The sequence below is a fragment of the Rhodococcus sp. ENV425 genome, from assembly GCF_002887785.1.
In the GTDB taxonomy this organism is placed as follows: domain Bacteria; phylum Actinomycetota; class Actinomycetes; order Mycobacteriales; family Mycobacteriaceae; genus Rhodococcus; species Rhodococcus aetherivorans.
This window is the reverse complement of the sequence record NZ_PCZU01000075.1, coordinates 2,504-14,129: the sequence shown is the minus strand read 5'-3', so window position 1 is coordinate 14,129 and position 11,626 is coordinate 2,504. Positions and strand designations below refer to the sequence as shown.

8 protein-coding genes and 3 pseudogenes are annotated in these 11,626 nt (G+C 69.0%); 4 read left to right on the top strand and 7 right to left on the bottom strand.

The window, feature by feature from the left end:
• The first annotated feature begins 111 nt into the window (after nt 1-111).
• On the top strand, nt 112-1,521 hold the full coding sequence (locus CQZ88_RS05715; RefSeq protein WP_102799381.1) for a 3' terminal RNA ribose 2'-O-methyltransferase Hen1: 1,410 nt from the start codon (nt 112-114) through the stop codon (nt 1,519-1,521).
• Nucleotides 1,518-4,013: a polynucleotide kinase-phosphatase gene (locus CQZ88_RS05710; protein ID WP_102799377.1), complete on the top strand. Its 2,496-nt coding sequence runs from the start codon at nt 1,518-1,520 to the stop codon at nt 4,011-4,013. The genes CQZ88_RS05715 and CQZ88_RS05710 overlap by 4 nt, the downstream gene beginning before the upstream one ends.
• Before the next feature lie 102 nt (nt 4,014-4,115).
• Here CQZ88_RS05710 and CQZ88_RS05705 read toward each other — a convergent pair whose 3' ends face one another.
• The 5 genes and pseudogenes from CQZ88_RS05705 to CQZ88_RS05680 all read right to left on the bottom strand — a co-directional run bounded on the left by CQZ88_RS05705 (nt 4,116) and on the right by CQZ88_RS05680 (nt 8,096).
• Nucleotides 4,116-4,397: a hypothetical protein gene (locus CQZ88_RS05705; protein ID WP_102799376.1), complete on the bottom strand. Its 282-nt coding sequence runs from the start codon at nt 4,395-4,397 to the stop codon at nt 4,116-4,118.
• 349 nt (nt 4,398-4,746) lie between these two features.
• Entirely contained in the window at nt 4,747-4,965 is a 219-nt protein-coding gene (locus CQZ88_RS05700) for a hypothetical protein (protein WP_102799375.1), read from the bottom strand.
• A 1,226-nt stretch (nt 4,966-6,191) separates the two neighbouring features.
• A pseudogene (locus CQZ88_RS32375) lies at nt 6,192-6,720 on the bottom strand (DUF1990 family protein).
• A gap of 58 nt (nt 6,721-6,778) precedes the next feature.
• On the bottom strand, nt 6,779-7,249 hold the full coding sequence (locus CQZ88_RS32370; RefSeq protein ID WP_102799373.1) for a DUF1016 N-terminal domain-containing protein: 471 nt from the start codon (nt 7,247-7,249) through the stop codon (nt 6,779-6,781).
• Between the two features lie 229 nt (nt 7,250-7,478).
• A complete protein-coding gene (locus CQZ88_RS05680; protein WP_258008460.1) occupies nt 7,479-8,096 on the bottom strand; it encodes a hypothetical protein in 618 nt (205 codons plus the stop codon).
• Here CQZ88_RS05680 and CQZ88_RS05675 point away from each other — a divergent pair.
• Nucleotides 8,076-8,623 (top strand): annotated as a pseudogene (locus tag CQZ88_RS05675) (transposase); the annotation flags it as partial. The gene CQZ88_RS05680 and the pseudogene CQZ88_RS05675 sit on opposite strands and share 21 nt — an antisense overlap.
• 20 nt (nt 8,624-8,643) lie before the next feature.
• Here CQZ88_RS05675 and CQZ88_RS30500 read toward each other — a convergent pair.
• A complete protein-coding gene (locus CQZ88_RS30500) occupies nt 8,644-9,264 on the bottom strand; it encodes a hypothetical protein (protein ID WP_258008457.1) in 621 nt (206 codons plus the stop codon).
• A gap of 1,400 nt (nt 9,265-10,664) precedes the next feature.
• Between CQZ88_RS30500 and CQZ88_RS05665 the strand changes: the two genes are divergently transcribed.
• Nucleotides 10,665-10,931 carry an SHOCT domain-containing protein gene (locus CQZ88_RS05665; RefSeq protein WP_010593674.1) on the top strand — a complete coding sequence of 89 codons (267 nt, stop codon included), beginning with the start codon at nt 10,665-10,667 and terminating at the stop codon, nt 10,929-10,931.
• 278 nt (nt 10,932-11,209) lie between these two features.
• Here CQZ88_RS05665 and CQZ88_RS05660 read toward each other — a convergent pair.
• A pseudogene (locus CQZ88_RS05660) lies at nt 11,210-11,626 on the bottom strand (hypothetical protein); the annotation flags it as partial.

Sequence of the window (11,626 nt, the reverse complement as noted above, 5' to 3'; positions counted from 1 at the left end):
CGTGGACCGCGCCGGGCGGGGGTGGGCAGGTACGTACAGGCATCCCGTCTCGAGTCGGCGCGATCGACGGCTCCGCCGGTCCGGGAACTACTCGTGCGGCAGACTGTGCAGATGTTGTTGACCATCTCCGCTGCCCGGTCCCCGGCCCTTGCCGTGCCGGGCGATTTCGGCTACCTGCTGCACAAGCATCCGGAGCGGGTCCAGCAGTTCGGCGTGTACGGCCGGACCGCGCACGTCTTCTACCCTGAGGTCAGCGCCGAGCGCTGCACGGTCGCGATGGTGCTCGAGGTGGATCCGGTCGCGTTGGTCCGTGGACGCTCCGGTGGGAGTGACGGTTTCGTGCTGGGGCAGTACGTGAACGATCGCCCCTACGTGGCGTCGTCGTTGCTGTCGGTGGCCCTGGGAAAGGTGTTTCGGTCGGCGCTGTCCGGACGCTGTGCCGGTCACGAAGAGTTGGTCGAGTCGGCGCTGGATCTGACGATCGCGCTGCCCGCGGTTCCGGGGGATCCCGGCCTGGTGCAGCGGTTGTTCGCGCCGATGGGGTGGAAGGTCGCGGCGGCACCGATCGGGTTGGACGCCACCCGGCCGGAGTGGGGCGAGGCACCGTTGGTCTCGGTGACGCTGGTGGGGTCGCTGCGGGTGGCTGACGCGTTGAACCACCTGTACGTGTTGCTGCCGGTGCTCGACGACACCAAGCACTACTGGGTCGGCGACGAGGAGGTCGACAAGCTGGTGCGGGCCGGCTCGGGCTGGTTGGCTGCGCACCCGGAACGGGAGCTGGTGGCAGAGCGGTATCTGGCCCACCGACGGGAGTTGACGAACGCCGCCAGACAACGACTGGTCGAACTCGACGACCGCCCCGCCGAGGACGCGGTCGACGACGAATCCGTCCTGTCCCGGCCGCTGGTCCGTATCCGCCACGACGCCGTGCTCGAGGTCGTGCGGACGCTGCGGCCGGCATCGATCGCCGACCTCGGGTGCGGGTCCGGCGCGCTGTTGGGGTCGTTGCTCGCGCTGCAGGGGGTGGGCCGGGTGATCGGCACCGAGGTCTCCGCCGGGGCGTTGTCGAAGGCGGCCCGGCGTCTGCGCGTCGACCGGATGACCGAGCGGCAGTCCGAGCGGTTGACGTTGTTGCTGTCGTCGTTGCAGTACGAGGACGACCGCCTCGACGGCCTGGATCTGGTGATCCTCATGGAGGTCATCGAACACATCGATCCGGATCGGTTACCGGCGGTGGTGGGCAATGTGTTCGGGGCGATGCGACCGCGGCACGTCGTGATCACCACCCCGAACAGCGAGTACAACGTGCGGTACCCGGCGCTGACGGGCGGCGGCTTCCGGCACCCGGATCACCGCTTCGAGTGGACGCGGGAGCAGTTCGCCGCCTGGACCCGCTCGGTGGGGCAAGCCCACGGCTACGAGGTGACGGTGCGGCCGGTGGGCGACTCCGACCCACAGGTGGGATCGCCCACCCAGATGGCCGTGTTCACCCGCCGCACGAGATCGGGGGACGCGGCGTGAGCGAGTTGAGCATTCCGGAGCTGTCGTTGGTCGTGCTGGTCGGGGTCAGTGGATCCGGCAAGTCGACGTTCGCGGCGACGCATTTCGCTCCGACCGAGGTCGTCTCCAGCGATCAGTGCCGGGCGATGGTCTCGGACGATCCGAACGACCAGGACGCGACGTCGGACGCCTTCGACCTCCTCGAGTTCATCGCCGGTAAGCGTCTGTCCCGGGGTCGGCTCACGGTTGTCGACGCGACCAACGTGCAACCCGCGGCGCGCCGGTCGCTGCTGGCGCTGGCCAAGGCCCACGATGTGCTGCCGGTGGCGATCGTGCTGGATCTACCGACGACACTGGCCATCGAACGCAACGCCGCCCGCCCGGAGCGCTCCTTCGACGCCCGGGCCGTCAAGCGTCAGCACGAGCAGCTGCGGCGGTCGGTGCGCGGCCTCAAGCGCGAGGGGTTCCGCACCATCCATGTCCTGGATTCGGTCGAGGCCGTGGCCGAGACGACGATCGTGCGGACCCGGCTGTTCAACGACCGCCGGGACGAGCACGGCCCGTTCGATGTGATCGGCGACGTGCACGGCTGCCGCGAGGAGCTCGAGGTGCTGCTCGACAAGTTGGGATATGTGCTCGTGCGCGACGAGGCGGGCCGCGCCGTCGACGCCGCGCACCCGGGCGGTCGGCGGGCGGTGTTCGTCGGGGATGTGATCGATCGGGGTCCGGACTCGCCGGGGGTGTTGCGTCTGGTGATGGGCATGGTGGCGAACGCGAACGCCCTGTGTGTGTCCGGCAATCACGAGGCGAAGCTGGTCCGGGCACTGGGCCGCAAGAATGTGCAGGCCACGCACGGTCTGCAGCAGACGCTCGAGCAGCTCTCCCGTGAAGACGAGTCGTTCGTTGTCGAGGTACGCAGGTTCTGCGACGCGCTCGTGGCGCACTACGTCCTCGACGACGGCAAGCTCGTGGTGGCCCACGCGGGCCTGAAGGAGAAGTACCACGGTCGCGCGTCGGGCCGGGTCCGCGCGTTCGCCCTCTACGGCGACACCAGTGGCGAGACCGATGAATTCGGGTTTCCGGTGCGGTATCCGTGGGCCGATGACTACCGCGGGGCGGCGACGGTCCTGTACGGGCACACCCCGGTGCCGGCCGCCGAGTGGATCAACAACACGATGTGCCTGGACACCGGCTGTGTCTTCGGTGGCAGCCTGACCGCATTGCGCTACCCCGAACGCGAGGTCGTCTCGGTCCCCGCCCGCGCGACGTACTACCAGCCGGTCCGCCCGTCGGCTCCGCCCGAACGCGACCGCCAGGTATTGAAGCTGTCCGATGTGCTCGGCCACCGCGTGATCGAGACCGAACACCTGGGCCGGGTCTCGCTGCGGGAGGAGAACGCGGCCGGGGCGCTCGAGGTGATGAGCCGGTTCGCCGTCGCGCCGGCCGATCTGCACTATCTGCCGCCGACCATGTCGCCGGTCGACAGCTCACCCCGTGCGGGCCTGCTCGAACACCCGGACGAGGCGTTCGCGCACTACGCGAAACACTCCGTCGGTCGGGTGCTGTGCGAGGAAAAACACATGGGCTCGCGGGCCATCGTGCGGGTGACCGCCGACGGGACCGGGGTCATCCACACCCGCACCGGTCGAGCGTTCTTTCCTGCCCACCGGCAGGCGGCCGTGCTGTCGCGGATCGCGCACGCCCTCCCCGCGGCAGGGGTGTGGGCGGAGCTGGGGGCGGCGTGGGTCCTGCTCGATGCCGAGATCCTGCCGTGGACGGCGAAGGCCGAGGCGATGGTCCGCGACCAGTACGCGAAGGTCGGCGCCGCCGCCAGGACCTCCCTGCCGGCGACGATCGGTGTGCTCGAGGCGGCCGCGGCGCGCGGCGCCGACGTGGCCGACCTGCTCGCCCGGACGCGGTCGCGGGCCGCCAACGCCGAACTGTTCGTCGACTCGTATCGCCGCTACACACAACCGATCGACACGGCGTGCGGTGTGCAGGTGGCACCGTTCCAGCTCCTGGCCAGCGATGCCGGCACCTACCAGACGCGAAGCCATCAGTGGCATCTGGATCTGGCCGACCGTCTCGTCGATACGGTCCCGGAGCTGTTTCGGAGCACCCGTCGACTCGTCGTCGACACCGCCGAGGCACCCTCGCGCGCCGCGGGGGTGAGGTGGTGGGAGGATCTCACCGCCGAAGGCGGCGAGGGCATGGTGGTCAAACCGTTCGACAACCTCGTCCGTGGCCCGAAGGGTCTCGTGCAGCCGAGCCTGAAGGTACGCGGACGCGAATACCTGCGGCTCATCTACGGCCCCGACTACACCGACCCGGCGACACTGGCCCGGCTCAAGCAGCGCAACCTCGGCCCGAAACGCTCCATGGCCGTGCGTGAGTACGCCCTCGGACTCGAGGCGCTGCGCCGCGTCGCCGCCGGGGAGCCCGTCTGGCGAGTCCACCAGTGTGTGTTCGCGGTGCTCGCCCTCGAATCCGAACCCGTCGACCCGCGTCTGTGAACCACCCGCCGACCCGACCCGCACGTTCGGGCCGCGGCCGGGCACCCCCTGCTGCACGTCCACTTCCGGCCCGCCGCGCCGGGAACCGGTGAACCGGTCGGGTCACGGCAGAGCGTCGGCGCGCAGGTGCGGCAGGGCACGCAGCACGTGTGCCGCATCGCGGCGACGAAACGACACCCCGTCCTCGGCACGCACCTGCAGCAGTTTGAGCATCAGCGCCGGGAGCGCGGCCCGGCGCTGGGCAGCGCCCCGCACGGCGGTGACCACCGCCCGGTGCCAGCGGCCGTCCTCGCAGTAGAAATCAACGGTGTCGCGGACCTCGACGGGCAGACACGGGCGTAGAACCGCGAGGACGTCGCGGGCGAACTGTGCGAAGTCGTCCATCGCGTCCCCCTGCCGATCGCCGTGGAGGTGCTGTCCGGATCGGACGTCCCACTTTAACATACCGATCGACCTCTTTTGCGGGGGTTCGTCCGCCCCGCGCCCGATGCCTTCCAGGAAAGTCGTGCCGTCACCGACCCCCTCCCGGTCGCGGGGCGCAGCGCACCGCGACCGTCGTGGAGCGGACCGGCCGCGTCAGTGCCCGCGCGAGCCGGCACCGACGACCTGCGCTCCGCCCGGCCGCTCGACACGGACGGCGGACGCCACCGGCACCGCACCCCGGGTGGCCGGTCGAGTACCTCGCGAGGTCGTCTGCTCTCTACGGTCGGCCGGCAGGCGAGGACGACGGTGGTCAACTCGAACCGAACCACACCAGGTTCGCCAGGTCGGCGAGAACGTTCCACGCGGTGCCAACAAACTGCATCACCGCCGCCGCGACCGGACGCAGCGGCTCCGGTACGCCCGCCAATGGATCGATACCCGGCGGACTGGCGGACCCGACTCCGGCCCCGACCAGGAAGAAGACGCCGACGAGCGCAAGCACAGCCGATGCTCTGATCTTGTTCACCACCGAGTATCTACACTACGGTGGCCCCTCGCGCCTGGATCGACGGTCTTCCGGTCCCCGCCGACCGTTGTCCGGGGCTCGACTCGGGGTCTGGTGGTCATGGGGCCGGCAGGTAGTGCGCGGATGCGCCCGCCGATCGACGTTCACCGCGTCTGCGCACGATTCGGGCGTACCGGGGTGTGGTGCCGGCCCTCGTTGCCGACCTCGGGTGTCCCTTGTCCCCGCTCCCGCGGTCGGCGCGGCAGCTCATGGGGAGCGGGGGCAGGCGGACGGCGGTGTCGGAAGACTCCGCGGTAGTTCCCGTCGGGGTCGACACTGCGGGCGAAATCGTCGACGTCCGTGGGTGCGATCGGGAGGGTGTTCTGCGCCGCCCGCTCTGCGTCCCTCTGCGTCGGGCGCACCTCAGAACGCGCGATCGGGCGCGTGCCCGGTGCCTGCCGGACCGGGTCGACGACGAGGACGGAATCTTCGAGGTGGGTAAGGAAGACGTGGTTCGGCGGTCCGCTGCCGATCACGCCCAGCACAGCCGCGATGGTCACGGCAAGTGAGCCGCGAATTCGGCGGCCGCTCCTTCCGGCGGGGGCCATCGCCGCCGGCGCGGTGTCCCGCCACGAGGTGTCGTCGCTGAAATCGGTACGGATCAGCAACGACACCTCGTGCCGGTCCGGGATGGTCGTCGAGCCGGCGACCGACCCCTGGGGACCTCGTGCAGGTCGGCGTCGGCCCGGGCGGCCGGAACCCGTGGCCGGGATCGAGGTGTCGATCTCGAATGTCCACGCCCTGGCCGCCTGCCGGTAGCCAGGCCGACCCTGCCCGCCTCACCGGTCGATCTCGGGTGCACCCACCCTGGTGATTCACTGGCGCAGCAGGACCGAGGCGCCCGACGTCGAGCGACAACCCCAGCGCCTCGGCGCGGGAATCCCTGTCGACCGGGTGCCCGGTGACGGTGTATGGCAGCCGGACCGCCACCGCCCGCAGCATCGCCTCGAGAATCTCGAGCTCGGCTCAGCGGTCACGTCCGGCCGGTCCAGGTGACCGGTCCAGGTGACCGGACCCGGATCGACCTGCTCGTCGAGGGCGGGATCGGTCACCTGCAGCAACTGCAAACCCTGCTCCCCCGCCAGGTGATCCATCGTGCCGCGGGCTCCACCGCCGCGGCCACGTCCTCGGCATGCGTCTCACCTGGACACCCGTTCGCTCGATATCGCACCGGCACGATACGGAGCGGCTCACGCACCGCGGGTGCGCGGGACAAGGGCATGCAGGTATTGGTCGGTGAGACGATGCTGCACCCACCGCGCCAGTGGCGCCACCGTCCGGGACCACCAGACCGCTGGGCGGGAGAACGCCACGATGACGAGCAGAACGGTGTCGTCGTCGCGCCACTCGAGGCAGAACAGTTCCTCGCCCTGTTCGGGATGGCCGTCGAGGGTGCCGTAGGCGAACCCCGGCCGGCGGGGGTTCGTCGACGACAGCAACCACCTGACACGGCGCGTCCACATGCAGCACCGCGAAGCGCAGCCGCAGCATCACCCGCGCACCCACCACCGTCTGCGGGGTGGTCGCCGCAACCGCGAGGCCGGCACGACGGTGCAGATCCCACCGCATCAACTGCGCGCCAGCGGTGTCGAACACCGCCTTTCCGCTGCCGAGGACACGGGCCCGCCGCAGATGCTCATACCCGGGGGGGGCAACGCACCTGCGGTGTCCCCCCACCTCCGGATACGACAACCGGCGTGTCGGCTCGGGTGGGCGCATCGCGCGACCAGCGTCCCTGCACCACGTCCCCACCCTCCCGCGGTACCCATCCGCCCCCTCACAGCCCGGTGGTGTTCTCGACCGTGCAGGCCCACCGATCCCGCGACCTCGAAGTGGACCTCGCGGCCCACCAACGCGCGGCCGGGCCCTGACTCGCCCAGGGTGTCGATGATGCGCTCGACGAGCCGATCCTCGAAGTGACGCTCGACGGCGTCCCCGTCAATGGCGGGAAACTCGAGCGCAAACGGATCCTTGATGACCTGCTCCAGCGAGCTCGGAATCGGTGGGCTCGAGCGCGTGCGGGAAGTTGGACGGGGCCACCCTCCCGCAGGTACAGCCTGGTGCTGATCTGGTGGGCCAGCACGGGCCGGCTCCAGCCATGGGCGATGTCCTCGGCGCTGTACCAGTCGCGCAACCCGGGCGTCGTCGAGTTTATCGAGCAGCTCGATGACATGACCCAGCGCAATTGGCCAACGGGTCGTTGACCGATTGTGTCGGGGTCGGGGCACGTCTCGGCGAACCTGCGCATGTACTCGGGATCGGCCGGGGAGAACCCCTTTCGTCGTGGCGAAACTCGGCCCGCAGATCGTCACCCGATCTGCCGATAGAGCCGGAGCGGTTTGGTGTTCGCGCGGGGCTGGGCGGTGTAGCAGGCCTTGTGCACGGCCCGCTTGATGCTCTTGAGCGCGGCGGTGTGGTTGGTAGGGGCGGTAAGTTCGATAGGTTTGTTGACTGTTGTGTGGTGGTTCGGTTTTTTCTTAAGTTCCGTCTGATTCGTATTCGGTTGGGATGTGCATTTGGGACACGTCCCGTTCGTGAGTCAGCGGCGGCTGCGTTAGTACTCGGCCCAGCCGGTGCGGAAGCTGCGTTCGTAGTCGGCGGTGGTCCTCGGCCGGGAGCAGCACCGAGCGGGCCACCTGCACCGTGCGGGCGATCTCGGCGACGAACGCGGCATGTCCGGCCTTGTCGAAAAACCGGAAGACCAACGATCCGGTCTCCACGTCGGCCCAGTGGATGTGACGGCGACGCTGCGAATCGAACGCCCCACCGGCGGTGACCTTGGACGTGGGTACCTGGGACCAGTTCACCGTCACCACATGCTCGTCGGCAGTGAAGCGGTCCGGGCGCAGCAGGAATTGCTCGGGCAATGCCATAGGAAACCCGCCGGTGGCGGGGCGGCGCAGCACCGCAACCAGGCCCCGGGCCACAGTCGGGTCGGCGAAGACCATCCGCACCGCGCCGACGGTGGCGAGCACCGCTGCGGCTGCGGTCAGCGCGCTGGTCACATCCAGGCACACCTGCTGGCTGCCTCCGGCGATCAGGACGGTGGTGCGGGTGGTCCGGCTGGTCACCTCGACGCCCATGTCGGTCTGCACGAGGCGATCGCGGCGAACCTGCCCGGAACGGTGTGGCAACGCTGCCGAACGCACTACGCAGCCAATCTCATGTCGATCTGTCCGAAGAACATGTGGCCGGCCGTGAAGGCGATGCAGCACTGAAGTTTACGACCAACCCGACGCCGGATCGGTGCACGCCCAGTTCGGCCAGCTCCTCGACTACGTCGACGACAAACTCCCAGCGGTGGCCGAGCATCTCGGGCAGGCCCGGGAAGACATCCTCGCGTTCACCGCCTTTCCGAAGGACGTGTGGAGTCAGACCTGGTCCAACAACCCCAGATCGGCTGAACAGGGAGATCCGGCGCCGCACCGACGCGGTCGGGATCTTCCCGAATCGGGACGCGATCGTCTGTCTGGTCGGTGCGGTCCTCGCCGAGCAGACCGACGAATGGCTCGAAGGCCGACGCTAGCTCGGCCTCGACGTACTGGCCCGATGCCGTCTGAACACCGTCACCGACACCGACCGCGAGATGGGAGCGGACACCATGCCTGCACTCAGCGCCTGAGACCTACAGGGTCCGCAGCGCTACACCACTTCTGGAGACTTGACCAGTGCGGCCGCAGGCCGCTCCTCTTCCGGAGCTGCGGGCGACGCAGGGCCGCGGATCCTGAAGTGCGAACGCACCGACCCACCGTGTGGCCTCAAGCCATTCGATGGCCGAACGCCTACTGGGCGGGGGTTGGGCCGGACAGGATCAAGGCTCCTGGAGGTGACGTCAGCCCCCAGGTCATTGAGCTCGGCCGCCAGCGCGTAGCGCCCGGGAGGGAAGTCCACGACCTCGCGAGTGACGAGGGTAACCCGCAGGGAAATCCGGTCGCCTGGGTTGAGAGTGGGCAGCGTCGGCGCGTGCGAGAACAACGACAACGCCGGCCTGATCGGTTCGCCCTTCTTGTCGAGTAGCCACCCGCGGACGGTCATCTGGTCTCCGGCATCGTTGATCCACTTCCTGTTTGCGGTATTGACCAGGTCGATCGTCACACCGGGCAGTGACCCGGCCTTGCAGGTGTGCTCGCCGGGCCAGCGCAACTCCAGACCGAGCCGGCGGGCAGCGCGGCAGCGGTGCACCCAGATCGGACCGGGGTGCGCACTTACCGTCCAGATCTCCTCGACCTCGGCGACGACCACCAGTACCCACGCATCCGGCATCTGCCCGTGCGGTGCGGGAAGACCTCCCTCGATTCGGTGACGGCGTCCCGGCTGGGGAAGAGTCGTCGCCACCCCCGGTGTGGGAGATCGAGTACACCATCTGGGGAGCGCATCTCGACTCGACGGTCGCCGATGAGGTCCCACAGTGACGATCCCGGCCCTTCCAGGGCAGCCGGGTCTACTTCGACCGGCCCGACCTGGACCAGATCGAGGTCAGAACCGGACGCGGGATCGATCCTCACCACAGAATCGTGCCGCACTCCCGACCCTTACGAGGCCGATCCACGTCCACGCCAGTAGGCGGAACGCTGGGAGGCGCATTTCAGTGGCAGGCGTCTACCGGCACCCCCGAATCTCGGGGCTACGCCGCCGTAGCGATGGTCGGTGCTGGGTGATGGGCGGTGTTGTCGCGCAGCATGGCCCTCAGCACGTTCGCGCTGCGACTTGCCGGGGCGAGGACAGCCGGCGGCGCAGCGGCTCGAGCCTCTCCCCTGCGTCGTGCCGGTGCCACTGGGGTATGCCGCGCGCGTGACAGCCGGGCGTCAGGTCCGCTCCTGGGTCGGGAGGATTGCAGCCGAGTGAGACAGTCTGCAAGGCCTCTGCCGTCCAGGAAAGGTGCAGTGAGGGGGATTCCGGCGCCGGGTCGCGGCGCACGTAGCCTGAGAGCATCCGCACCGCACGTTATAGCGCTACAACGCCCGAATCTGTGCCGGGAAGCGGCTATGGCCCGCCGGGCCGCTACCGGACGAAACTGCCGGAGTTGGCTTCTGTCGAGGTCACAGCCACCACCACCCGCGGAGGGTGGCGTGGTTCACTGTGGGCGGGTCGGATGGCGGATCTTCACGCAACCCCGTCGTGATCCAGATGTGCGGGGAACACGCACGCCGCAGGTCACCAGGACTGGTGGGCGTCTTCTGCAGGACGGCTCCGGTGAAACCGTAGCGAGGGCGCGGACCGGTCCGGAAGTGAAGGGGACCCATCGTGGATATCGGTACGGTGTTTCGGATCGCCGTCGGAGTGGACGGTTCGCGGCGGTCGCTGCTCGCGCTCGAATGAGCGCTGTCCGAAGCGTCGAGGTCGACCGGCAAGAGGGGAAAGACCCGCTGCTGCGGTGCTACTCGCCGTCGCCGACGAGGCGGATCTACTCGTTGTCGGATCTCGCTTGACGGTGCGACCTCGACCCGTCCGGCCCTCGGTGACCGGCCCGGGCGTCCGAGCGGCCGTCACCGGAGTTCTTGAGCAGATCTTCACAAGAACGACGGAGAAGAACACACCCGGGCCGGGCACCGTGGACAGCGCAGAACCGGGATCGCGCCGCTGAGCACGGGCCGGCACTGTGGGCCCTGTGCGGGGGCCGGACAGTCGGTGCACGGGCACCGACCGCGGAAGGGTGGTTGACGATGATGTTCTGGTACGGCGACGGCATGAGCGGTTGGGGTTACGTGCTCATGACAGTCGGGATGGTGGCGTTCTGGGCCCTGGTGATCGTCGGAATCGTGATGCTGGTGCGCGCCGCGGCTCCCCGGTCGACACCGCCCCCGTCGGGCTATGCCCCGACGCCGGAAGAGGTCGTAGCCATGCGCTTCGCCCGGGGCGAGATCGACGAGGACGAATACCGGCGCCGTCTCGACGCCTTGCACACCCATCGTCCGGACCCGAAAGCGTGACCCCTGCAATCGGATTCGATCGATCCGCGCACGTCCGCTGCGCAGGGACCGGAAGCGGCGGTGTCAGCGACGGTAGTGTCGACCGGTGGAGTCGTCGGTGACCAGGCGGTACAGCACATAGACCGAGAACCAGACGATCAGCACGGCCACCAGGACGAGCGCGATCTCGTATACGAGGACCACACCACCGATTCTACCGCCACGCCGGCCCACCCGACTTCTCGTCGGTGCCCACTGATGCACCGGCACCCCGAAAAGGATCAGCGGCCCGAAAAGGATCAGCGGCGCGGACTGGTGGGAATCGGCTCCGGCGCCGGGCGCGGGGCCGGCTGCTCCTGCGGTGGGGACGGCAGTTGCAGCCGCTTGAGCATCAGCGCGTTGACCGCGACGATCAGGCTCGAGCCGGACATCGACAGCGCCGCGATCTCCGGGCGCAGCACCAGCCCGAAGGCGGGTTCGAACACGCCGGCGGCGATCGGCAGCGCAATGGTGTTGTAACCGATCGCCCAACCGAGATTCTGCCGCATCTTGCGCAAGGTGCCGCGGCCGATGCGCAGCGCGATCGGCAGATCCAGCGGGTGGGCGCAAAGCAGGATGGAGCAGCGTGGCACCCTTACCGGCACTCCGGATATCGCCGGCCGAGGGGCTACGACCGCAGTGGTGTCACTCGCCGATGCACCGCCCCCCACGGTCTG